This is a genomic window from Pedobacter faecalis (genome assembly GCF_030182585.1).
GTDB classification, from domain to species: domain Bacteria; phylum Bacteroidota; class Bacteroidia; order Sphingobacteriales; family Sphingobacteriaceae; genus Pedobacter; species Pedobacter faecalis.
The window spans coordinates 253,844-278,915 of record NZ_JARXOW010000002.1; the positions used below are offsets into that span (position 1 = coordinate 253,844).

Here is a 25,072-nt window from a genome sequence, read left to right on the forward strand (position 1 = left end):
AGAGGCTATAAGTTGCCCCTCAGCTCTTGTTCGCGTTCCAGGGCTTCAAAAAGCGCCTTGAAATTGCCTGCACCAAAAGACTGTGCCCCTTTTCGCTGAATAATCTCGAAAAATAAGGTCGGCCGGTCTTCTACGGGCTTTGTAAAGATCTGTAATAGATAACCTTCTTCGTCACGGTCTACCAGAATACCGAGTTCCTGTAACCGCGCGATTTCTTCGTCAATCACGCCAACGCGTTCCGGCATCATATTGTAATAGGCTTCTGGGGGTGCACTTAAAAACTCAACCCCCCGAGCTTTTAAGTCACGCACTGTAGCAAGGATATCCTTTGTAGCTACAGCAACATGTTGCACCCCTTCGCCTTCGTAAAATTCAAGATATTCTTCAATCTGGGATTTCTTTTTGCCTTCAGCAGGCTCGTTGATGGGGAATTTGGAATAGCCATTGCCATTGCTCATCACCTTGCTCATCAAAGCGGAGTATTCGGTGTTGATCTGTTTGTCGTCGAAAGACAGGATATTCACAAAGCCCATCACCTCTTCGTACCATTTAACAGTATCATTCATCCGGTTCCAGCCTACATTGCCTACGCAGTGATCAATGTATAATAAGCCTGTTTCCGCAGGAGCATAATCACTCTTCCAGGCTATAAACCCAGGCATGAAAGGTCCGGTATAGTTTTTCCGTTCAATGAACATATGCACGGTTTCCCCGTAGGTATAGATACCCGACATGCGCAGCTCTCCGTGCTCATCCTTTTGGGTTACCGGTTCCAGATAGGGCTGCGCCCCTCTTTTCGTCGTCTCCTCAAAGGCACTGTAGGCGTCATCCACCCAAAGCGCAAGCACTTTAACCCCGTCGCCATGTTTCCTGACGTGTTCAGAAACAGGATGATCAGACTTGAGCGCGGTGGTCAGCACCAGCCTGATCTTGCCTTGCTGCAGCACATATGAGGCGCGGTCGCGCACCCCGGTTTCCGGTCCCGCGTAGGCGAGCGACTGAAACCCGAATGCTGTCTTATAGTAATGTGCCGCTTGTTTGGCGTTTCCAACATAAAATTCAATATAGTCTGTTCCATTGATCGGTAAAAAATCCTGCGCCTGTGCGATCTTTTCCGCAAATGTTTGTGTTGACATGGTTCGTTTTTTTATGATAATCAGTTCTGTTCTACTCTATATTTTCCTGCCAGCTCTTATGATAGCCCTCATCCTCTATGGCCACTGCATGGTCGGTCAGCATCAGCGACCTGAAGGGATCAATCATTACGGCGAGCTCTTCCGTGCTTTCTTTACCGATGGATTTCTCTACCGTTCCCGGATGCGGACCGTGCGGTATTCCGCCAGGGTGCAGGGTAATTTGCCCTTTTGCCACACTTTTCCGGCTCATAAAATCACCGTCTACATAATACAGCACCTCATCACTGTCCACATTGCTGTGGTTGTAAGGTGCCGGAATGGAAAGTGGATGATAATCGTATTTCCGAGGTACAAACGAGCATATCACAAAGTTGTGTCCCTCGAAGGTTTGATGTACCGGGGGCGGCTGGTGCAGGCGCCCGGTAATCGGCTCAAAATCATGAATGGACAAGGCGTATGGATAATGATAGCCGTCCCAGCCCACAAAGTCGAAAGGATGCGTCCCGTAGATGTAGGGGTATATCAGTCCCTGTTTCTTGATAAGTACCTTAAAATCACCAAATTCGTCGAAGGTCTCCAGTTCCGAAGGCCTCCTGATGTCGCGCTCGCAAAACGGCGCATGTTCCATCAATTGCCCATGCGCATTGCGATAGCGTTTCGGCGTGCGTATAGGACTGAAACTCTCCACGATGAACAACCTGTTCTGTTCCGTTTCAAATTCCATCTGGTAAATCGTGCCACGCGGGATAATCAGATAATCCCCATAACCAAAGCGCAGTTTGCCGAATCCCGTTTTCAGCACACCGCTGCCCTCATGGATGAATACCACCTCGTCGGCCTGACTGTTCTTATAAAAATAGTCGGTCATAGACTTTCGCGGCGCGGCCAGTGATATATGCAGGTCGCTGTTGACCAGTACTGGTTTCCTGCTGTCCAGGTAATCATCTTCCGGTCTTATGTTAAAGCCGATCAGACTGGTATGACGTAAGTGCTTCTCGCGGGCAATCTTCGGTTCCACCGAATAAGGTTCGCCCAGCGACTTCACAATCGTGGGTGGATGGCAATGGTAAACCAGGGAATAAAGGCTTGAAAAGCCCTCTGTAGATACCAGTTCCTCTGCATACAGGTTGCCGTCTGGTTTGCGAAAAACCGTATGGCGTTTCGCAGGTATATTTCCTAATGTATGATAAACAGGCATAGCTTTAGGTTAGAAAAATTAAACAGAATAATATAATAACGGTTAAAACGTATTTTCGTTTCAAAGGCCCGCGCGACCGCGCAGCAGCATAAAAGGGGAACTACAGAGAATACTGCGCAAAGATGATCTTAGAGAGCATCGCATAGCGGAAAGCCGCCAGCGTTTCGCGGGCTAACTGGTTTTGTGCTATGCTGTTAGTTCTCATCATATCGTTTTCGTCTGCTAAAGTAAGTAATTCCGTAAACAAACAACAAGTACAGCACCGATTTTCTCCCTGAAATATTTTTACAACCACCTTTGTGCTATTTTTAACTAGCTTTGGAGCAACTAATTTTTTGAAGCAATCAGGCTTCTTCAATAAACGGACTGAAGATATGAAACTGGTATCCTACAAAACGGAAGACAGGGAACACCTCGGTGTTTTTGTAAACGGGCACATCTATAACCTCAATTCATGCGATAAACAAATACCCGACAACATGAACGCCTTTCTTGAAGGAGGCGAGGTGCTGATGGAACGGGCCAAAAAGGTCGATCAACAGATTAAAGGGGGCGGCATTGAGCCCAAAGAGGAAGCTTTTTATGAATTGCTGGCCCCAGTGCCCCATCCGGCATCGTGCCGCGACGGATATGCATTCCGGCAGCATGTGGCTGCCGCCCGGCGCAACCGTAAGGTAGAGATGATTGCCGAATTTGATCAGTACCCGATATTTTACTTCACCAATCACAATGCCATTCAGGGCCCGGGCGAAATTGCTTGTATGCCCGACCACTTCCAGAAACTCGACTTCGAACTTGAGGTGGCGGTAGTCATCGGAAAAAAGGGGCGCAATATTACCGCTGCTGAAGCCGACAGCTATATAGCGGGTTATATGATTATGAACGACATGAGCGCCCGTACGCTGCAGATGGAAGAGATGCTGCTCAATCTAGGTCCGGCCAAGGGCAAGGACTTTTCAACAGTGATAGGGCCATGGCTGGTCACGCCCGATGAACTTGAGCCTTACAAGATGGCCGCAAAAGCCGGACATACCGGGAATAATTACGACCTTAAAATGACCTGTACGGTCAATGGTATCCAGGTTTCCGCCGGTAACATGGCCGATATGGACTGGACCTTTGCCGAGATCATTGAACGCTGTGCCTATGGTGTAGACATTCTGCCCGGCGATGTGATCGGGTCGGGCACCGTTGGCACAGGCTGTTTCCTGGAACTGAACGGCACTGGACTGCTCAACGATCCGCAATATCCCGTACAATGGCTGCAGGACGGCGATATTGTCGAAATGGAAATTACCGGACTGGGACGTCTGAGCAACACCATAAAGGCCGTTGACACCGACTTTTCCATCCTTGCATTAAAGAAATAAACCATCCTTAATTCGTCCATGCTAACGATCGACACGACCACGCTCGCTCCGGCTCAGCTGCAGAATTATTTGCAATACGCCATTGCACCAAGGCCTATCTGTTTTGTTTCTACCGTCGACAGCTCGGGGGCGATCAACCTGAGCCCCTTCAGCTTTTTTAATATGTTCAGCAGCAATCCGCCGCTTTGTATTTTCTCTCCGGCACGCCGGGTGCGCGACAATACGACTAAGCATTCGCTGGAGAACGTTCTGGAGGTCAGAGAATGTGTTATCAATATCGTTAACTATAGCATGGTGCAGCAAATGAGCCTGGCCAGCACAGAATATGCAAAAGGCGTAAACGAGTTCGAAAAGTCGGGTTTTACCATGCTATCTTCCCAGCTCGTTAAGCCGCCCCGCGTGGCCGAGGCGCCCGTACAAATGGAGTGCATCGTCCGCGAGGTAATAGGGCTGGGCGAAAACCCCGGTGCAGGCAATCTCGTTCTGGCTGAAGTGAAGCTGATCCATATTAATGAGGGCATACTTGATGCAGAGGGTAAGATAGACCAGGAAAAAATAGATCTTGTTGCGCGTCTGGGGGGCGACTGGTATTGCCGTGTCACTGCAGATAATCTTTTTAAAGTGGCCAAACCCCTCACCACGCTGGGCATTGGTGTAGATGCACTTCCCAGATCGGCGCGCTTTTCGTCGGTGCTGACCGGCAATGATCTGGGTATGCTGGGTAACCTGGAGCAGTTGCCTGCCGACGAGGAACTTAGTGAAATTTCCCTCAATGATGAGGTGAAAGACATTCTGGATGCCACCATAGGTGATGTAGCCACACGTGAGCGTGAACTTCATGCGCTTGCAAAACGTTGGATCAGCGAAGGCCGGGTCGCCGATGCGCTTAAGCTTGTCCTGTTATAAACCGGAGACTAAAGGATACTTACGATCTTGAGAAAACGCTTCCGGTAAAAACCTTCGTTTAAACTGGATATGGTAACGCCTTTCCGGGAACCCGAAGAGGAATGGATAAATTTAATCTCGTCGCCGTTAACCGCGTAAACAATACCCACATGTCCCGGCGTGCGAGACCTGCTGTTGGTTCCGGTAAACACAATCACATCGCCAATGCTCGCATCTTCCAGCTTTTTGGACGAACCGCTGCTCGCAAAGGCGCGAGAGGAGCGGGGCACCTTGAAACCAAAGTTACTGAACACATAATTCACAAAACCGGAGCAGTCGAACCCGCGGCTTGGGCTGCTCGAAGCACTCCGGTACCGCACACCGATCATCGTTTTGGCGAAATCAAGCAACCGGGATGGCATATCCGGCTCGGCTGCTTTTACAGGTTGCTCCGGCAATTGTTTGCTGAGTTTCTGTACCATCTCCTGATAAGAAGAGGGGATGGTCGTTTGCGAACGCACAACCACGCTACAGAGCAGCAGGAAACTAAATAGAAAGGTGGTTTGTTTCATATCTTAGTCAGCCTAAAGATATTCAAAAAAGACCCAGACCCCTAAAAATGTTGATAACTTACTGATTACGGCGTTGTTACTGCAACGGGGAGTGTTTTTCCGTTGAAAAACTTATGTCCCGTCCGTGCAAAATCTGCAACATACTTGCCCATTTCGAACGCCATAACGGGAGATTCGTAACCCGGAAAGGCCGCCTCCAGCATCTCGGTTTGCGCCGAACCTAATGCCAGACAGTTTATCTTAATGCCTGTTTCAGCCAGCTCCTGGGCAAGGCATTCTGTAAGCGTATGCAGGGCTGATTTGGTGGCAGAATAGGCGGCAAGACCCGGGAATTTTACGCTGCCCTGAAAGCCTCCCATACTCCCGATATTGACAATGTGGCCACCGGGTCCCATCAAGGGCAACACATGTTGAATCATATTAAAATGCCCCACCACATTGCTGTCAAACATCTGGTATAGCTCTGCCGGTGAGGTTTCTAAAAAGGGCTTGTTTACAAGCGCGCCGGCATTATTGATCAAAATGTCTACCTGCCCCAAACGCTCCTTTAAAAACGGAACCAGCGCAGCATAATCGTCGTTTACAATATCGAATTCGACCGGAAACAGCGTGCAGTCCGGATTAATGCCTTTGGCAATTTCTAGAAGCTTACGGAGTTTATCGGCCGAGCGTGCGATGCATACAACCTTATTCTGGCTATTCAAGGTCAGCTCCAGGGCTGCTTCAAAGCCTATCCCGCTGCTTGCACCTGTTAATATAATATTCATGATTAGGGCTAAAAATTAATCTTCTTCTTCGTTGATGAGTTGCGTTACAGGATTTTTAATCACATGCAAACCGTCGTTGATCAGCTTGCTTAGTTCCGGTTCGGCCGCGGCCTTCAGTTCCAGGTATATACGTACTTCTTTCTCCAGGTCAGGATTTACCTGCTTGTGGTACAGAATCTCCATGATCTCCAGGGCTGCCAGCCAGTCGTCACGGAACTGTGCTTTCAGCTCAGCAAACAAGTCTGCCAAGGCCTCATAGCCTTCCCCTTGCTCCCGTATATGGCGCACCTGCGTATAAATATTGTGTAATTGAAGCGTCTTTCCGTCGTAAACCACTTTATGCGTCTGCTTGCCGCTCACATATGTGATCTCCTCATAAGCTTCTTTGTCGGCCGCCCCGTTAAACACGGATACAATACGAGCACCAACAGCCATATCATATAGCCCCCAATCCGGCTGGAACAAAATATTGCCGTTGCTTTCCTTCACCGTGCAATCCTTGAACGTGATCAGCACCGTTTTGCCCGCATCACGGAGCAGGTCTAACACAAGCCCTTGTACCCGGATACCACTTTCAAATTCCAGGGAAGCCACACTGTTTCGTTCAATCCCCAAGGCGCGCAATTCTATGTCATCCATGTCTTCCAACGGCTTTTCCGAGCCTTTAAGTCGCCCCACCGGCGACGAAAAACCATCTTTATGATAATGCTTACCATGACCCTCAAGCTGTTTGCCCCGCAGGGCAAGTGCCGATGGCCCGCTGGTTTTAATAAAGGTGAGCTGGTCATCAGTATCCAGCCCCATATCTGAAAACACGCCCGTTACCTGCAGCCCAGAACTATACACGGCCGTAGCCGGATTTTTGCAGGCAATGGCTTTCATGATCCCTTCGCTTCCACCTCTGCGAAAAGCCATGGTATCAGCAAAAGCCTCCAGCACATCAATCAGGTTCTGGAAAGTTGGCGTCACAAAAAGCTGCGGTTGCGGCTTGGTAATATCGTATGTGTAATTTATCGTATCCAGGTTGTACCAGAGTTTCTCTACCTCCGGTTTCATGCACGATGCACTCTCGCCGATAGACGATAAGAGTCCCGCGCCGTATATTTTCGGGTCTTCCAAGGTACCGATCAGGCCGTACTCTACGGTCCACCAATGCAGGCGTCCCAGCAAGGCCATTTCCGAAGGCTCGCCCATATTTTCACTGATATGTGCCAACTGCTGTTCTGCCTTCGCAATTTCATGCTCCGGTGCATCCGTTGCTTCTTTTAATATGGAAAGGTGCCGGATGGCTTCATACAATTCAAAGTCCTTGGCCGAAAACATCGCTTTTGCACCAATGGACCCGAAATAACTCAGGTAATTGTTATAGTCTGTATCTGCGATGATCGGCGCGTGACCGGCCGATTCGTGAATAATGTCAGGAGCCGGTGTATATTCGATATGATTAATCTGCCTGATGTCGGCCGCAATAACCAGTACACGGTAAGCCTGGTATTCCATAAAGGCCGCGGGAGGTATAAAACCGTCGACAGTTACGGCGCCCCAGCCAATTTTGCCCAGGTTGTCGTTCATCGTCTGCAGATCGGGGATATATTCTATACTTAATCCCGCACGCTGTAGTCCTTTGATGTACGGATAGTAGGCCACATGCTTCAGGTAGCTGTAATTTTGCCGCATCACATAACGCCATACAGCCTGATCTACCGGTGTATACTTTTCATAATGCTGATCTACAATATACTGTCTCAGGTGCTTAGGCAACCGGGCTACCTGCGGATTGTTAAAGTCATTGAAATCGTTCATCTCGCTGTCTTACTGATGTGCGACTAATATAATCCAATATGCGCTTACCAACCAAATCGGCACCCGGTAATGACGCTTAGGTGATGAGCTAATCGCGGCGCACCCTGAACGTAAAATGCTTTTGCAGGAAGTAGCTGCAAAGCGACAGTGTTATCGTAATCAGCGCTTGGGCAACGGAAGGATAGAAATGAAGTCCCTCCACAAGATATTTCAGAATGGCATAATTCAACCCGAAATTAACGCAGAGTACCACCGCATAGCGAAACATCTGTATGCGCCCCTTCAGGTTCGATTCTGTAAAGATCAGGTACTTATTAAGAATAAAGCCTACAAGGAAAGCAGCGAAAGTGCTTATGACCAGCGCCATGGAGTGCGCAGTAATCAGCTCCGGCAAAAAAGGAAAATCAACTTGAATATCCTCCTGGCGCAGAATCCAGTTGTACGCGATATAGTAAGAGACGATGCCGCATACCGCCGTGGTGCCGCCCGATACGATATACCGGAAAGTGTGTATGGGCAGCCATCTGGCAAAGGGTGGATGAAAGAAATCTATGAGTTTTAATAAGGCCTTGCGCATATTGTGGTTAAGACCACAAAGTTATCAGAACCTTTTATATTGCCATGATGGTGATTAAAATTTTACCTGGGCAGGGCAACAAAATCCATTACAGCGCAATAGCGGTAGCCTTTATGAGGCTGTATGCTTACGCCCACGAAGTTAAATTTATAGCCGGTGTCCAGTATAAGTTTACGGTGACCAAGGTCGGGCACATTCTTGTCGAGCACCAGCATACATGCATTTCCAAGTCCCGTAGCAAAGCCGAACGACAGATTTTCTCCCATAGATTTTTTAGGATACATCTGGCTGATCCGGTCTTTCGCCGACCGGCCGTCGCGCGATTTATGCTCGGCGTAATTGTACTTATTCATGTCCTTAGCATGTTGCCTGGCCACCCAGCTCAGCGCCTCATCCGGCCATAGCACGGGCAGATCTTTAATACCTTCAAGGTCTTTCTGCAGGCTTTTATAATATCGATCCGATTTTGTTATTTTAAGATCGTTGTAATTGCTGTACTGCCGCATTTGCCGGTTATGACTTTCCATAAATTCCTCAAAAAACGTATTAAGGAAACGCGGACCGTCCATCCGGATCAAATTGGTATACATGATAAAGTCGCGCTCCTCGGGCGTAAGATATTTAGCGGCACCAGCAGTGTTGGCCCGGCTCAGTTCCTCTTTGGTCCAACCGTTCGCACCTGATTGGCTCAGTTCACCGGAGCTTGCAGACCTGAAACCAAAAGCCGGTGCAATGGCCAGGAAAAGTATGATCAGCTTCTTCATAAAAAAGCTATTACAAATAAAAGGCCATTTGAAAGTTACCGGAGCATCAAATAAAGAACACAGCGTTGATACAAGATCACGAAAACATTTTTACATTTACGAAGGGATAAGTTTTTTCTGATGCAGGGGAAAGAATCTGATGATTTTGAGGAAAAAGAATTGCTGATCCGCTTAAAGGCGGGCGATAAGCAGGCGTTCGAAAGCTTATACCATCGCTACAAACACCGAATAGCCGCAAACCTCCTCCGGTTGCTTAAGTCGGAAGAGCTTGCAGAAGAAATATTGCAGGATATGTTTGTCCGTTTGTGGGACCGCCGATCGTCCATAAACCCCGAACAGTCTTTCCGATCGTATCTTTTCAGGGTGGCCGAAAACAAGGTCATGGACTATTACCGAAGGATGGCTAGGGATAAAAGAATGCGCGAAAAACTGACCGCTGCGGTCTCAGAACTTTATTCTCATATAGAGGAAGATATATTCAGCAAGGAAAACAGCCGCCTGCTTCAGGAGGCAATTGATCAGCTCCCGCCCCAGCGTAAACAGGTGTTCATCTTGTGTAAAATGGAGGGCAAGTCGTACAAGGAAGTAGCGGAACTGTTGTCTATTTCACCTTCCACCATCAACGATCATTTGTATAAAGCCAACCTGTTTCTTAAAGCTTATTTCCGGTCAGATTCCGGTATGGTAAAGCTGGTATTGCTCAGCGCGATGTTTACCGGGATTTCCTGATGGTTAAAATATAGGACGGCCTTCCTGGCTGCCTGGTTACATATGAGTGCGCTTTGCCACAACTATGGCACTGCGGTGAGTCCGCCTTTTTTCAGCGAAAAGGCGGACTCACCGCGGACTCATGGCGGACTCACGGCGGACTCACTAGCTACGAAGTGGCTGTTTTATTGACAGGAGCAGGTAGTTTTTTTCCGTTAAGCGTATTAGCCATAAAAAAGCAAATTGAAAACTGAGGGAAATAAAAGGGATTTGTATAAACGGTACCTTGAAGACCGTTGTTCGCCGGAAGAACTGGCTGAGCTGATCGAACTTTTTGGCAGCCCCGAAGACCAGGCCTGGCTTCGCGAGCAGGTTAATGCTGAAATAGGTCGAACAGATATTCTGCCCGACCGCACGGAGGCGGTAAACCGGATTGTTGCCGGAAGCGACCTGCACATTTTCACGCATTTAGCCGAACGCAGACCTGTGTTCAGGGCGCTGCGGATATGGGGATCGGTTGCTGCAGCGATTGTGGTGATGATCCTGTCGGTTGGTTTGTATTCCTATCTTGGCCGTCGACGGGTTTCCGATACTGGCAGACCTGCAGTAAGCCTGAGCAATGAAATACGCCCGGGAGGCAATAAGGCCGTGCTTACGCTGGCCGGTGGAAAACAGGTGGTGCTGACCGGTCTGGATAATGGCCAAATATTGAAACAAGCTGGTTTGAAAGTACTGAAACAGGCAGATGGGCAGCTCAACTATGTGGTAGATACCCTGGCTCAGCAAAGCAGCGCTGAGGTGGTGTATCATATGATCTCTACGCCAAAAGGCGGGCAGTACCAGATCAGTTTGCCCGATGGCACTCGCGTTTGGTTAAATGCGGGGTCGACCATCAGGTTTCCGACAAACCTCGCCAGAGCGAGCCGCAGAAAGGTGGAAATTACCGGGGAAGCCTATTTTGAGGTCGCCCACGACCAAAAAAGACCCTTTATCGTGGCGCTAGACGGCATGGCCGGGCGGGCCTTGCAGGAGATCGAGGTGCTGGGCACGCATTTCAACGTGAACGCTTACCCCGACGAACCGGCATGGAAAACCACTTTGCTGGAAGGTAGTGTGCGTGTGTCGGTTTTGGCGGCGGGCGGTGGTGCAGCAAAGCGCACAGCGATGCTTAAACCAGGCGAGCAGTCGGCCTTAACGGGCAGCGGATTAAAAATAAAGCAGGTTAACCCCGAGCAGTTTATCGCCTGGAAAAACAATAAGTTCATCTTCGACGGCGATAACATCGAGAGCATTACCCGCCAGTTGTCCCGCTGGTACGACGTGGAGTTTGTGTTCCGCGGAAAAGTATCGGAGGAAAACTTCGGCGGAAAAATATCCCGGTTCAGAAACCTGTCGGAAGTACTCGATCTGGTAGAACTGACCGGTCTTGTTCATTTTAAGATAGAGGGAAGGAGGGTGATCGTTATGCCGTAAATTCTACCCAGCAGCTGGCGATCCTGAAATATAACCGGAGGTACGGCAATACCCCCGGTCGGTATTCGGATAAGCCATTGAACTTGATGTTTAGCAACCATTCAATTAATCCAAACAACCAAATTTATGAAATTTTATACGTTAATGATCCATTCGGTATGGTGGTATTTGTGCCATGCTGATAAAAGAAAATTGTTAATGCGACTAAACCTGACCATTTTAATACTGACATCATTTTTTCTCCAGGCCGGACTTGGCGCCACGGCGCAGATGATCAACCTGACTGAACGAAATATTTCCCTGCCTGTTTTGCTCGATAAGATCAGTCAGCAGAGTGGTTACGACTTCTTTTACACCAATGAAATGCTTGGAACGAACCGTAAGGTATCCGTTAGCTTTAAAAATGCGGATATCCACGAAGTGTTGTCTGAAGTTTTCAAAGGTTATCAGTTAAAATATACGATAAAGCATAAAACGGTGGTCATCCAGCGTGATATGACTATAATGCCTGCGGCCGAGGCGCAGCAGGGCATACGGGTAACGGGCACGGTGGTCGACCGCAACGGAAACGGTATACCCGGTGCGGGAATTACGGAAAAGGGCACTGAGAACCGCACGGTCACAGAAAGTGGCGGACGATTTTCGCTCGTGGTGGAAAAGAATGCTACGCTGGTGATCACCTATGTAGGTTACAGCACGCAGGAACGTACCCTGGGTGGTACAGATACGGAACTGGTAATCACCTTACAGGAAAGTGCGAGCGATCTGGAAGAGGTGGGGGTGATCAGTACAGGTTATCAGAAAATCCAGAAGTACCAGCTTACGGGCGCTGCGAGTTCAATTTCCCAGAAAACATACGACCAGCGGGTTGCTGTGAGCGGCAACTTCCTGGAAAGTCTGGAAGGAAAAATACCTGGTCTGGTGTACAATGGTCAGTCGGGCAACTTGTCCATCCGAGGCGTATCTACTTTTAACGCAGTTAAAAAGCCCTTGATCGTGGTAGATGGTTTTCCTACTGAGATCGACATCAACACGATCAACCCCAACGATATTGTGTCGGTGAACGTGCTCCGCGATGCGGTGGCTGCATCGATATATGGCGCGCGGGCTTCGAACGGGGTCATTGTTATCGAGACTAAGCGCGGTATGCAGGGCAAACCGGTGTTCAGCTTCCGGAGTACATATGCTGTACAGGATAAGCCGGATTTTGATTATCTGAAGATAGGGGATGGACTTACATACGCTAAGGTGCAGTACGATTTCCTGCAGTTGCAAGGCATCCCAGAGTTTATTTTTGACCTGATAGGATGGCCGGTGAACCCCGTGCAGCAGGTGGTGTTCGACCGGCAAAGCAATGAAATTACAGATGCACAGGCACAGGCCCAACTAGCGCAGATAGGTACTTACAATAACCTGAACGAGTACAACGATCTTTTCTACCGTGCGAGGCAGACCCATCAAATCGACTTTGATGTAAGCGGAGGCAGCGATAAGTCGACCTACCTGCTCGGCCTGAACTATATTGGGGAAAGTCCGAATGAACGCAGGTCTAAGTATCAGCGCTTGATCCTGAACTCGGCCAATACTTATAACTTTTCAGATGTTTTTAAGCTCGATTATCGAGGCTCATATACACGTACAGCTACCGAACGCGGTTCGATCCCGACCTTTAACGATGCTTTGCCTTACGAGCGACTGGCCGATGATAACGGCCATCCGCTGCCTGTGGTTAATGCACCTGGGGGACAATTCTACGGTGCCATCAATAAGACCCGTAACGACGCCTTGATTGCGCAGGGCTTGTACGACCAGCGTTATTTTCCTTACGGGGAACTGAATGCCAATACTTTTTCGGGAAAACGTGATGCGGTGCGTTTCCAGGGCCGCTTAAATGCCAGGATAACAGACTGGCTTAATGTTGATCTGGGTGGCGCTTATGAGCATGAATCATCGAAAGAAGATCAGTTGCGGACGGAGGAATCGTACCAGGTGCGGAGTTTGCTGAATGGCAAAGCTTTGAAAGACCCGTCTACCGGTCAGCCCCTTTTTACCGACCTTCCGCAGGGCGCGTTCCTGACCAGGATCAATACCCGTAACTGGGGCTATACAGTAAGAGGGCAGCTTAATTTTGATTATAATACCAAGGACCAGGTGCACGATCTTTCGGGCATTATGGGTGTAGAGCAGCGCCGTCAGGCGGTTTCGGGCGATAAGAGTACTGCGTTCGGATATGACGGACAGTCGCTCACCATTAAACCGGTGAACCTGCAGGCGCTGGCCTCGAGCACGGCGCCGGCATTCCCGGAGGCTGGCAATGTGAGCCCTTCCTTTGTAACGTCAGAATATTTTGCCGAGTCGTTTGACGACAGGCGGTTCTTTTCTGCTTATGGCGAAGGTACGTATATGTATCAGCAGAAATATATTGCTACGGGAAGTATCCGGTTCGACCGCTCTAACCTTTTCGGCACATCACCGGAGTACCGTAACAAGCCGTTTTGGTCGGCCGGACTAGGCTGGCGGCTCAACAAGGAAACCTTTCTAAGAGATGCGGCATGGGTAAATGAACTTAAACTACGTGCTTCGTATGGCTTTAACGGCAACGTGCCTACGAGCAACAACGGGCCTTTCCTTATATTGCAATCAGGTTTGAACAGCAGACTGAACACCGCGGAGATCTATAACGACATTCTTTCGCCAGAAAATCAGTCGATACGCTGGGAAAGCACCAAGAATTATAATGTGGGGCTGGATTTTGCTTTGTTTAACAACCGCCTGGCGGGTACGGCTGATTACTATTACAAGGATGCCAATGACGTTTTCGGACAGTTCTCGTCGGACCCAACCACCGGGTTCAACGGTTATACGGCTAACACGGCGAGCATACTTAACAGAGGTGTTGAACTTGGTCTGAACAGCCTTAATATTCAAGGTCCGCGCTTCAACTGGCGTACCGGTCTCACGGCCACGCTCAATCACAACAAGGTAACAGAAGTGATGCCTAGCGATATTTCTTCAACGTATTATATCGTTAACGCCGTTTCGGTTCAAAAGAGCTATCCGATGGATGCACTGTTTAGCTATCGCTATAAAGGCTTGAATGCGCTTGGTCAGCCCGTGGTGTACGACCGGAACAATGCTGAGGTGATCATGACCATGAACCCCGAGGTGGATGTAACGATGAACGACCTGGTTTACAGCGGAACCACTACGCCGAAGTATGTACTGGGCTTAAACAACCAGTTCAGCCTGCGGAATTTCGACCTGTCCTTTTTGTTCATGTACTATGGCGGTCACGTGACGCGGGTGGAGCAGCCGAACCCTGATGACATTAATTTTGAGCGCATCCTGCAGGGTTCTGATAACTACTGGAAGCAGCCTGGCGATGAATTGCACACCGATGTGCCGGGGCTGCCGGAATATGGTTCGGAAGGCGATTTTGACGCGTATTCGCGTGCTGGCTACATTTATGCAGATCGTTATGTGCGAAAGGCTGATCATATCCGGCTCCGGGATGTGGTGCTTACCTATAATTTCAGGCAGAAGGTTTTTGAACGGCTGGGGCTAAGCAATACACAGTTGCGCTTTCAGGGGCAGAACCTCTGGAATTATACGTTTAGCGGCAACGATATCGATCCTGATGCCATGGAAAGAAGATCTGGCATCCGTACGCTCAGGCTGCAACCTTTCTACAGCTTTTCTTTATATGCGAACTTTTAATTCTAAGACATGAAAATGAAACGATATATGGTCCCGTTTATCCTGCTTGCAGCGATGTTCAGTTCCTGCGAAAGGTTTTTGGACGTGAAGCCAAAAGGGGTAGTACTGCCGGAGAAACTGGCCGATTATGAGGCGATGTTCAATTCGTCTACGCTTACCGAAACTTTTCCAGGTATCCTGATAAACTGTACGGACGACCTGCAAGGTTTGTACAGCAAAAATGACCGGGGAAGCTCAGCAAACATGTACTTCTGGAGACCCCAGCTGGAACCAAATACGGAGGTTAGTCCGCCGGTATGGGGGCAACTGTACCGCGCCATCTACAATTGCAATGTGGTGATCAACTACATTGGCGAGACCAGCGCGGCCGAACAGAAAAAAAATGAGGTGCTTGCCGAGGCGCTGGCCATCAGGGCCGAATGTTATTTTACGCTGCTGACGGTATTTGCGAAGGCTTACGATCAGGCGGCGGCAGCAACTGCGCCGGGCCTGCCTTTGGTGACAAGTACTGATGTAACCAACTCGACGCCTCCTCGGGCCACTTTACAGGCAACGTTCGACGAGGTGATCGCTCATCTGAAGAAGGCATCGGAGCACTTGCCCCTGAGCAGTAAAAGTAAAGTCAGGATAAACCGCTACGGTGCTTATGCTTTACTGGCCAGGGTGTACCTGTATATGGGCGATTACAGCAACGCTTTGCTTTATGCCGATAAGGCTTTAGCTGTCCCTCATGTGCTGCTGGACCTGAACGAGGTGCCCGACAGGGAGTCGATGCCCATCGCTGAGTTGAATCCGGAATCGCTGTGGGTGCGGTTCTCAGAAAACTGGGTGGTGCCGGGCTATATGATCTACTCGGCCGACCTGCTGAGTTACCTGGATGAGAATGATCTGCGGCTCGACTATTTGACCCGCGACGCCACACCTGAGGAGCGGACATTACCGAATGGAAATGTGAGCTTCGGCATAGGCTTTCCGGAGGTTTATCTGACCAAAGCGGAGTCGCTGGCCAGAACAGGGAACAGATCGGAGGCCATGACTATAGTGAATATGCTTCGCGCTAAGCGCATAAAGACGGCTGCATATACCGACCTTTCTGCGAGTTCGGATGAGGACGCCTTGCAAAAGGTGCTGGCCGAGCGTAGAAGGGAGCTGGCTTTTAGTGGCTTGCGATGGATGGATATGAAGCGGCTCGACAGGGAGGGACGTATGCCCGAGGTTCGCCGGCAGGACATCGAAACGGGGGAAGTTTTGGGCAGCCTGCCGCCTAAGAGCCCGAACTATGTATTTGAAATACCAAGCCGGGTGTTGTTGTTTAATCCTGGTATGACTAAAAACCATTAACATGATGTATAAGAAAATAATAACCGCGTTTGTCCTGTTGCTGTTGTGCGCAGGCAGTATGGCGCAGACTAAAAAGCCGGTGATCGGCGACGACCTGTTTGCCCGGAAATTTGATTTGCTGACGAAGTATTTTGGTGTAACGGGGCAGGGGCTTGACTATAGCGTATATAACTTGTCGCCCCAGGATTTCTTGAATAGGCTTCAGCAAATGAGAGAGGCTGGTTACACGAATGCGGCGGTGCTGAGTTCTTTCACTGGGAACCAGCTGGAGCGTGCTGCGACAGATGCTTATTGTGCCATGCTGCTTCGCGATTATCAGGCGAATTATGGTCTGGATTCTGCCAGGGATGCCGCCTTCTTCACGCTTTTACAGCAGGAGGACAGGAGCGGCGATTATGAGAAAAAAGTAGAGCAGGCCGAGCGTGCGAGATTTATCCTGAAGATGTCGCCGGCCGACAGCTCCAGAATTGCGGAGCTGCTAAATAAGCCCATGGACATGAACAATGCAGAACTGTTCAGACGGTCGCTGCCACACCGACGGGCGCTCGACAATAAGATCCAGAACCTGCTGTTTAAGGAGTATCAGAAGGAACTGATGGCCGGCGAGGAGGAGGGTCTCTTAAAAATGACGGTGGTGAAGCGTTTGGTTACCGATCCGTTCATTCGCGATTATTATGCTTACCAGGTGATGGAGGAGGCCCTCAACCGGGATAAGGACAGTTTAGCGCTGCAGAAGATTTATAATACGATCTTACCTGAGGTAAAAGAACCTTATTACCGGGAGTATATGAAAAGCGGACTGAACAATGCGCTGATGTATGTGGCGGGCAAGCCTGCCCCGCTGTTCACGTATAAGGATGTTGACGGTAAGCCGGTTTCGCTTAAAGATCTGAAAGGAAAATATGTGTATATTGATGTATGGGCAACCTGGTGCGGTCCCTGTAAAGCGGAGATCCCATACCTCACTAAAATCGAAGAGCGTTTTGAGGGTAAGAACATTCATTTCGTGAGCATCTCGGTGGATAAGATGAGCAGCCATGCGGCATGGAAATCGTATGTCAACGACAATAAGCTTCAGGGTATACAGGTGATCGCTGACAATAATATCGAATCTGATTTCATTAAGAAATTCAGTATCAGTTATATTCCGAGGTTCCTGCTAATTGATCCTAAGGGTAACATTGTGGAGACAAACGCCAGAAGGCCTTCCGATCCGGCGCTGGTAAAGCAACTTGAGGAGCTGGTTAGTGACTGATTTGTGACAAGTTGTGTCATTTCTAGGGCATTTGTGACAGTTAGCACCTGAACAGGGTGCTAACTGTTTTTAGATGTGTACCTTTGCGGTTTGAACCGAAGGGTTGGATAATACCGAATATAAGAAATGATTAAAAAACTGAGCTCTATCCTGTTCTCTACCCGCACTATGGGGTTGATGTTACTTTTGTATGCATTCTCTATGGCGATGGCCACTTTTGTGGAAAATGATTATGGCACGCCTGTAGCTAAAGCGCTGATCTATGACTGCTGGTGGTTTGAACTGATCATGATCATATTGGTGCTCAACTTCATCGGGAACATTGGAAGGTATCGCCTGTACGAGCGTAAAAAGCTGCCTTTACTGATGTTTCACCTGGCTTTCGTGATCATTTTTATTGGCGGGGCAGTTACGCGTTATATTAGTTTCGAGGGCTCTATGGCCATTCGGGAAGGGGAATCAAGTGATGAGGTTATTTCGGACAAAACATTTTTTAAGGTGCAGATCGGTAACGACAACGATGCGCTGGCCTATAAGGATTTGCCGGTAACGCTGCTGTCTGACCGTGTGCCGTTTTATCTGAAGCCTTTCAAAAATGATTTCGAAGAGGAGTATGATTTCAAAGGCGAACGGGTTAAGCTGAAGGTGGTGGGTTTTTATCCACGCGCACAGGATTCCCTGGTGAGGGATGCTTCGGGCGTTCCTACTTTGCACCTGGTGGTACTGGAACAGGGTCAGCGTGTGAACAAGTATATCCCTTCGGGAACGGTACAGCTGATCCAGAATCTGCTTATTGGTTTCAATAACGACACCCCTGGCGCCATTAACATCAGCGAGCGGGATGGGAAATTTCAGATTTCCTCGCCTTATGATGGTGATTATATGATCATGACCACACAGGAGCGGAAACCTGTAGCCGGTCATAATGAGGTTCAGGATTTCAATCTGAGGAGTTTGTATACGTTTGGCAGCCTGGCATTTGTGGTGCCTCAGCCTGCAGAGCGAGGTAAAGTCATGTATTTTGAGGGCGATAAGAAGACACATGAAAACGATCCTGATCTGATCAAGCTTGAAGTTGAGACCGGTTCAGTTACTGATACGATATCTTTTTACGGCGGCAAGGGCATGACGAATTTTCAGCATCAATCGCAGATAGGCAATCTACGTTTTTCACTGGGTTATGGGTCCAAGGTTTATAAAACGCCTTTTTCACTCAAACTGGCCGATTTTAAGATGGAAAAATATCCGGGAAGTGAAAGTCCCTCGTCGTATTCGTCGGATGTAATTATACAGGACAATGGTACCGAAACGCCTTTCAAGATTTATATGAACCATGTACTTGACCATTCGGGGTACCGTTTCTTCCAGTCGAGTTTTTATCCTGATGAAAAAGGGACTATTCTTTCGGTGAATCATGATGCCTGGGGAACTAACATTACTTATCTGGGTTATACGCTGCTGTTTCTTGGTATGTTCCTGACCTTGTTCTGGAGAGGTACGCATTTCCACAAACTTCATGAGCAGCTTAAAAGCATGTCGAGGACAACGAAGATCTTTATACTGTTTGCCGGCTTGCTGGCAGCTACGCAAACAAGCTATGCTCAGAAAATTGACATGCATGGCAAGGATGGCGGCAGCCATATACACGAACCCGGGCATGATCACGACCATGACCATGAATCAGGACATGCAGAAGGGCCAAGTCAGGCTCAGCGTGCTGAAAACCAGCAGGTGCTTACTATGGAGTCGGTCGACGCCAAGTCGTTTGCCGCCGGCGTGAAAATAGATGAGGCGCATGCCGAAAGGTTTGGGCGGCTGCTTGTTCAGAACATTGACGGTAGGATTGAACCGGTGAATACCCTTGCTCTCGAGATCTTGCGTAAGGTGCATGGGAAAGACCGTTTCCATAACCTGAATGCCAACCAGTTTCTGCTGTCGGTTTCTACAAATCCGTATGTATGGCTTAACGTTCCTGTGGTAAAAGTTGGCAATAAAGGTGGAAAGGATGTCTTAAAAACGCTCAAGGCAGATGAAAGCGGTTACACAACGATGGTAAACATGCTCAGGCTGGAAGCTGATGGTTCCGCAGAGTTTATTCTGGCAGATGATTACAGGACAGCTTTTGCAAAGAAGCCGGCCGATCAGGGCACATATGATAAGTTTGTGTTGGAGCTTAATGATAAACTGTATGCGATGCAGCAATTGCTGGAGGGGCACTATCTGAGGGTCTTACCGGTAGCGGGCGATAAAAATAACAGCTGGGTGGCTATGCCTTTTAATCCGGTTGGTGATGAGAAGCTTACCAATCCTGTAGCGATGTACTTTTCGAGTGTGCTGGCCGCTCAGCAGTCGGCCGACTGGAGCGGCGTTGATGCTAAATTGAATCATATCTCGGATTTGCAGCAGAAGCATGGTAAAGATGTTGTGCCATCGGCCGCAAAAGTGGAATGGGAGATCCGGTACAATTCCTGGAATCTTTTTCTTAAGGTGATGATCGTATATGCGGTGTTGGGCGCCATTATTCTCACGCTGGCTTTTGTACGTCTTTTTAAGCAGAACAAGACGCTGGACCGTATGGTAAATGTGCTGCTTGTGTTAATTGCTACCGCTGCCGCACTTCAGGCAATGGGTTTAGGTGTACGTTGGTATATTTCGGGCCACGAACCCTGGAGCAATGGTTATGAGGCGGTATTGTTTATCAGTTGGATCGGTGTTTTATCGGGTATGCTGATGTACCGTAACAGTAATGCCTTTATTCCGGCTGCTGGCTGCTTGATCGCCGTAATTTTGATGGGATTTGCCCATGGCGGTTCCCAGATGAACCCACAGATTACACCCCTGGTTCCGGTATTGAAATCTTACTGGCTTATGATCCATGTGGCCATCATTACTTCGAGTTACGGATTTTTCGGACTAAGCGCTCTCCTGGGTACCGTGGTGCTGGTTCTTTTTACCATTAACAACGACAAGATTTCCGGGAAGGTAAGATCGTCGGTAGCCGAATTAACGATCGTTAACGAAATGTCGCTCACAATAGGCATTTTCCTGCTAACGGTAGGTACCTTTCTGGGAGGAATATGGGCTAATGAAAGCTGGGGGCGGTACTGGAGCTGGGACCCGAAAGAGACCTGGGCTTTTATCTCTGTTATTGTATACGCTTTCGTGCTGCATGTGCGCCTGATTCCAAATATGAGAGGCAAGTATCTGTTTAACCTGTTGTCGCTGGTTAGCTTCTCGACCATCATTATGACTTATTTCGGTGTAAACTATTATCTCACAGGTCTGCATTCTTATGCGCAGGGCGATCCGGTTCCGGTTCCCGCTTGGGTGTATGTTACCTTAGGGGTTGTTTTTGTGCTGGCAGTAGTGTCTTACAACAGATATAGCAAAAGAAAAGCCGCTTAATTAATTAAGCGGCTCTCGTAATATCCTGCCTGGATTATCTTAACAGATTTTTCCAGTTGGTTTTCGCATCGATAATTTCATGCAGGTGGCTGATCTCAATCCGCTGCTGCTCCATGGTATCCCGGTGGCGGATGGTAACGGTATTGTCTTCCAGTGTCTGGTGATCGATAGTTAGGCAGAAAGGCGTGCCGATGGCGTCCTGACGGCGATAGCGCTTACCTATAGCGTCTTTCTCTTCGTAAACACAATTGAAGTCGAACTTAAGGCTGTTCATGATTTCACGTGCTTTCTCTGGCAAGCCGTCTTTTTTAGTGAGCGGGAAAATCGCAACTTTATAAGGAGCCAGGCAGGGGTGTAACCTGAGCACAGTGCGGCTATCTTTCTTGTCGCCCTCGCTTAGATCTTCTTCATCATAAGCATTGATCATGGTGAGCAGGAACATGCGATCTAAACCGATGGACGTTTCAATAACATATGGGATATAATTACCATATGGCTTGCCTTCCTCGTTCAGGTCGTTATCGAAGTACTGCATCTTTTTACCTGAGTATTCCTGGTGCTGCGACAAGTCGAAGTCGGTACGGCTATGAATACCTTCGACTTCCTTGAAGCCAAAGGGGAATTCAAATTCGATATCCGTAGCCGCGTTGGCATAATGCGCCAGTTTGACGTGGTCGTGATAGCGGTACTTTTCGGGTGAGGTGCCTAAAGCCTGATGCCACTTAAGACGGGCTTCTTTCCAATAGGCAAACCATTTCTGGTCTTCGCCTGGGCGTACAAAGAACTGCATTTCCATTTGTTCGAACTCACGCATACGCATAATAAACTGACGCGCGATTACTTCGTTGCGGAACGCCTTACCGATCTGTGCTATGCCAAACGGTATTTTCATACGCCCTGTTTTCTGGACGTTAAGGAAGTTAACAAAAATGCCCTGTGCGGTTTCAGGTCTGAGGTAGACCTGGTCCGAATCTTCCGACATGGCGCCAAACTGTGTGCTGAACATCAGGTTAAACTGACGGACGTCAGTCCAGTTGCGGGTGCCGCTTATCGGGCAGGCTATTTCGTGTTCTTCGATCAGAGTTTTTAGCAATGGCAGGTTTTCCGCTTTAAGTGCGTCGTCCATATCGGCCTGTAGCTTGGCAGCTTTTTCTGTCTTACCGTCTTTTTCATAGCGCGCTATTTTATCTTCCAGCAGCTGGTCGGCACGATAGCGCTTCTTGGAATCCTTGTTGTCGATCATCGGATCGTTAAAACCATCGACGTGGCCGCTCGCTTTCCACACTTTAGGATGCATGAAGATGGCGGCATCGATTCCAACGATATTCTCGTGCATTTGCACCATGGCTTTCCACCAGTACGTCTTGATGTTATTCTTCAACTCAGCGCCCAGTTGCCCGTAGTCATACACAGCGCTTAAACCGTCATATATTTCACTGCTCTGGAATACGAAACCATATTCTTTGGCATGGGATATTACATTCTTAAATTGCTCGTCGTTAGTCTGTTTTGCCATAATGGTGCAAACTTATAGAAAATATTTAATTTTGGTTCACCTAAAGTCGGCACAGTTGAGCATTAAAGTCAAGGATTTAAGTAAGCATTACGGAAGCCATATAGCGGTAGACAGGATCAGTTTTGAGGCAGCTCCAGGCAGGATACTCGGCTTTTTAGGCCCGAACGGCGCGGGTAAGTCGACCACCATGCGGATGCTTACCTGTTATTTGCAGCCAAGTGCAGGTTCCGCCTCGGTAGGCGGTTATGATACCCGTTTGCAAGGCATGGAAGTAAAAAGGATAGTCGGTTACCTGCCGGAAAATACACCGCTGTATACTGATATGTATGTGAAGGAGTTTCTGCATTTCGTAGCAGAAACCTATGGCTTGAAGCAAATTTCTCAACGGGTAGCCCGCGTTATTTCGTTGGTGGGATTGGAAGCCGAACAGCACAAGAAAATTCAAATGCTGTCGAAGGGATACAGGCAACGGGTAGGCCTGGCCCAAGCCATCATTCACGATCCTGAGGTATTGATCCTGGACGAGCCTACATCCGGACTGGATCCAAACCAGCTTACTGAGATCAGGTCGCTGATAAAAATACTTGGCGAAAAGAAAACAGTTGTCCTTTCTACGCACATTATGCAGGAGGTAGAGGCGTTGTGCGATGACGTTATTATTATACACCAGGGACAGATTGTTACAAACGGTAGTCTCGCTGATCTTAAAAATGCACACCCCTCATCTTCGCTCGAAGACATCTTCAGAAAATTGACTATTTTATGATAATGGTCAAAACGATGGTTTTTGGGCAGATACTTAAACGTTTATAAGCGACTTTAGATTTTTTGTAGAGAAGTTTGCTTTTGCCAAGTAACTATGGCCAACTTTTTGCATCTCATGTTTAAAAATGATTAAACATTTAAATTAAACAAGCATGAAAAAGCTATTTTTATTGACTGCAATTGCAGGTGTATTTGCGTTCTCTGGTGTGAAAGCACAAGATCCAGCGATGTCCGGACCTAAGTTGGGTGTTGGCGTTGAATTTGGTTTTCCAATCGGCGATTTCGGTGATGTATCTGATTTTGGCGTAGGCGGATCTTTGTTGTATCAGCACCCGATTGCCAACAAACTGAACTTTACGGCAAATGCGGGGTATTTGAGTTTTCAAGGTAAGGACTATCAATTGGGTGGAGTCACTATTGATGGCGGCAGCATAGGCGTGATTCCTGTTAAAGCTGGTTTGCGTTATTTTTTAGCTGAAAACATTTTCGTTAATGCTGAGGCAGGTGCTGTATTTGGAACCGAAGACGGTTTCGGAACCCGGTTTGCCTACTCACCTGGACTGGGTGTTGAGTTTCCGGTAGCAGATAAGTCGGCCCTGGAATTAAGCGCCCGTTATGAGGGCTGGACTAAGGGCGATGGTATTGTTACTCCTCAGACTATCGGCTTAAGACTGGCTTGGAACTTCGGTCTCTAAGATTTATATTTTTAGGTTAATAATTTACGGGCGGGGTCTTCAAGTGGAGGCCCCGCTTCTTTTTTGCCTGTGCTTTGTAATTTAAATGTCAGAATATCTTATATTTGCCGACCATTTAAATTACGCCAATAATGAAAAAATTGTTTAAGGTTCTCGGCTATGTCATTTTAATTATTGTACTGCTCATCGGATGCGTCCTGGGTTATGTTAAATTTGGTTTGCCCAATGTGGGTGAGGCCATAGATCTGAAGGTTGACTCCAGTCCTGAACGGATTGAAAGAGGCCGTTATCTTGCCAATCATGTTACCTTGTGTGTGGACTGCCACTCGCAACGCGACTGGTCTAAGTTTGCCGGTCCGCCTGTGTTAACTTCGCTGGGAAAGGGCGGAGAGAAGTTTGACCACAGCATAGGTTTTCCCGGCTCGGTTTATTCGCCCAATATTACGCCCTTTAACCTAAAGGACTGGACAGATGGAGAGCTCTACAGGGTGATTACCACGGGTGTGACCAAAGAGGGCCGGGCACTGATGAATATTATGCCTTATCCTGCATATGGCAGGATGGACAGGGAAGACATCTATGCAATCATAGCTTATTTGAGAACACTTCCCGCTCAGTCGTCTACTGTTCCGGAAAGGAAACTGGATTTTCCGTTGAACTTTATTGTGAACACCATTCCATCCGAGGCTGTACATCAGAACCGTCCTGCTGAATCAGATACGCTGAAATACGGTGCGTATCTGGTAAACGCGGCGGCCTGCGTGGATTGTCACACTAAACAGGACAAGGGTGCTAATGTCGAAGGAATGGAGTTTGCCGGAGGAAGGGATTTCGTCATGCCAACCGGCACAGTGTCTTCAGCTAACATTACATCAGACCGGGCCACCGGAATTGGCAATTGGACCAAAGCACAGTTCATCGCACGCTTCAAATCCCACTCGCCTTCGAATGTGTCGTCGGACGTAGGGAAGGGGGGCTTTCAGACCGTAATGCCATGGGTAATGTATGCAGGAATGAGGGAGTCGGACCTGGGGGCGATGTATGTCTACCTGAAAACAGTTAAGCCGATCGGTAACCGTGTAACCCGCTTTACCGAGAAAAAATAACGGATTTTTTCTAACTTCG

General features: G+C 48.4%; 19 protein-coding genes. 11 read left to right on the plus strand and 8 right to left on the minus strand.

Annotated features, from left to right (window positions below):
* Window positions 1-5 precede the first annotated feature (5 nt).
* Together hppD and QEP07_RS14780 are read right to left on the minus strand one after the other, a co-directional pair.
* Window positions 6-1,136, minus strand: a complete 1,131-nt coding sequence (gene hppD / locus QEP07_RS14775) for a 4-hydroxyphenylpyruvate dioxygenase (RefSeq protein ID WP_285010925.1) — start codon at window positions 1,134-1,136, stop codon at window positions 6-8.
* A gap of 31 nt (window positions 1,137-1,167) precedes the next feature.
* Window positions 1,168-2,334 carry a homogentisate 1,2-dioxygenase gene (locus QEP07_RS14780; RefSeq protein ID WP_285010927.1) on the minus strand — a complete coding sequence of 389 codons (1,167 nt, stop codon included), beginning with the start codon at window positions 2,332-2,334 and terminating at the stop codon, window positions 1,168-1,170.
* Window positions 2,335-2,708: 374 nt separating this feature from the next.
* On the opposite strand from QEP07_RS14780, the gene QEP07_RS14785 reads away from it, so the two are divergent.
* Together QEP07_RS14785 and QEP07_RS14790 are read left to right on the plus strand one after the other, a co-directional pair.
* Window positions 2,709-3,704: a fumarylacetoacetate hydrolase family protein gene (locus QEP07_RS14785; protein WP_285010929.1), complete on the plus strand. Its 996-nt coding sequence runs from the start codon at window positions 2,709-2,711 to the stop codon at window positions 3,702-3,704.
* Window positions 3,705-3,722: 18 nt separating this feature from the next.
* Window positions 3,723-4,610: a flavin reductase family protein gene (locus QEP07_RS14790; RefSeq protein WP_285010930.1), complete on the plus strand. Its 888-nt coding sequence runs from the start codon at window positions 3,723-3,725 to the stop codon at window positions 4,608-4,610.
* 8 nt (window positions 4,611-4,618) lie between these two features.
* On the opposite strand, the gene QEP07_RS14795 is transcribed toward QEP07_RS14790, so the two are convergent.
* From QEP07_RS14795 to QEP07_RS14815, 5 genes are all read right to left on the minus strand, one after another.
* Window positions 4,619-5,161: a C40 family peptidase gene (locus QEP07_RS14795; RefSeq protein ID WP_256007346.1), complete on the minus strand. Its 543-nt coding sequence runs from the start codon at window positions 5,159-5,161 to the stop codon at window positions 4,619-4,621.
* Between the two features lie 65 nt (window positions 5,162-5,226).
* Window positions 5,227-5,928 carry an SDR family NAD(P)-dependent oxidoreductase gene (locus QEP07_RS14800; RefSeq protein WP_285010931.1) on the minus strand — a complete coding sequence of 234 codons (702 nt, stop codon included), beginning with the start codon at window positions 5,926-5,928 and terminating at the stop codon, window positions 5,227-5,229.
* Window positions 5,929-5,943: 15 nt separating this feature from the next.
* Entirely contained in the window at window positions 5,944-7,731 is a 1,788-nt protein-coding gene (locus QEP07_RS14805) for an aromatic amino acid hydroxylase (RefSeq protein WP_285010932.1), read from the minus strand.
* A gap of 88 nt (window positions 7,732-7,819) precedes the next feature.
* On the minus strand, window positions 7,820-8,308 hold the full coding sequence (locus QEP07_RS14810; RefSeq protein WP_256007349.1) for a GtrA family protein: 489 nt from the start codon (window positions 8,306-8,308) through the stop codon (window positions 7,820-7,822).
* A 62-nt stretch (window positions 8,309-8,370) separates the two neighbouring features.
* A complete protein-coding gene (locus tag QEP07_RS14815; protein ID WP_285010933.1) occupies window positions 8,371-9,072 on the minus strand; it encodes a CAP domain-containing protein in 702 nt (233 codons plus the stop codon).
* 120 nt (window positions 9,073-9,192) lie between these two features.
* On the opposite strand from QEP07_RS14815, the gene QEP07_RS14820 reads away from it, so the two are divergent.
* The 6 genes from QEP07_RS14820 to ccsB all read left to right on the plus strand — a co-directional run bounded on the left by QEP07_RS14820 (window position 9,193) and on the right by ccsB (window position 20,971).
* Entirely contained in the window at window positions 9,193-9,801 is a 609-nt protein-coding gene (locus QEP07_RS14820; RefSeq protein WP_285010934.1) for an RNA polymerase sigma factor, read from the plus strand.
* A gap of 249 nt (window positions 9,802-10,050) precedes the next feature.
* A complete protein-coding gene (locus QEP07_RS14825) occupies window positions 10,051-11,253 on the plus strand; it encodes a FecR family protein (RefSeq protein ID WP_285010935.1) in 1,203 nt (400 codons plus the stop codon).
* Window positions 11,254-11,379: 126 nt separating this feature from the next.
* Entirely contained in the window at window positions 11,380-14,970 is a 3,591-nt protein-coding gene (locus QEP07_RS14830) for a SusC/RagA family TonB-linked outer membrane protein (RefSeq protein ID WP_285010936.1), read from the plus strand.
* 15 nt (window positions 14,971-14,985) lie between these two features.
* Entirely contained in the window at window positions 14,986-16,311 is a 1,326-nt protein-coding gene (locus tag QEP07_RS14835) for a RagB/SusD family nutrient uptake outer membrane protein (RefSeq protein WP_285010938.1), read from the plus strand.
* A 1-nt stretch (window position 16,312) separates the two neighbouring features.
* The gene (locus tag QEP07_RS14840; RefSeq protein WP_285010939.1) at window positions 16,313-17,566 is read left to right on the plus strand and encodes a TlpA family protein disulfide reductase; all 1,254 of its coding nucleotides are present in this window, start codon (window positions 16,313-16,315) and stop codon (window positions 17,564-17,566) included.
* A 126-nt stretch (window positions 17,567-17,692) separates the two neighbouring features.
* Window positions 17,693-20,971, plus strand: a complete 3,279-nt coding sequence (ccsB, locus tag QEP07_RS14845) for a c-type cytochrome biogenesis protein CcsB (RefSeq protein ID WP_285010940.1) — start codon at window positions 17,693-17,695, stop codon at window positions 20,969-20,971.
* A 34-nt stretch (window positions 20,972-21,005) separates the two neighbouring features.
* Here ccsB and QEP07_RS14850 read toward each other — a convergent pair whose 3' ends face one another.
* A complete protein-coding gene (locus tag QEP07_RS14850; RefSeq protein WP_285010941.1) occupies window positions 21,006-22,487 on the minus strand; it encodes a glycine--tRNA ligase in 1,482 nt (493 codons plus the stop codon).
* A 55-nt stretch (window positions 22,488-22,542) separates the two neighbouring features.
* On the opposite strand from QEP07_RS14850, the gene QEP07_RS14855 reads away from it, so the two are divergent.
* From QEP07_RS14855 to QEP07_RS14865, 3 genes are all read left to right on the plus strand, one after another.
* Window positions 22,543-23,253, plus strand: a complete 711-nt coding sequence (locus QEP07_RS14855) for an ATP-binding cassette domain-containing protein (protein ID WP_285011144.1) — start codon at window positions 22,543-22,545, stop codon at window positions 23,251-23,253.
* A gap of 151 nt (window positions 23,254-23,404) precedes the next feature.
* Window positions 23,405-23,947, plus strand: coding sequence for an outer membrane beta-barrel protein (locus tag QEP07_RS14860; RefSeq protein ID WP_285010942.1), 543 nt, complete (start codon window positions 23,405-23,407; stop codon window positions 23,945-23,947).
* Window positions 23,948-24,078: 131 nt separating this feature from the next.
* On the plus strand, window positions 24,079-25,053 hold the full coding sequence (locus QEP07_RS14865) for a c-type cytochrome (RefSeq protein WP_285010943.1): 975 nt from the start codon (window positions 24,079-24,081) through the stop codon (window positions 25,051-25,053).
* Window positions 25,054-25,072 lie beyond the last annotated feature (19 nt).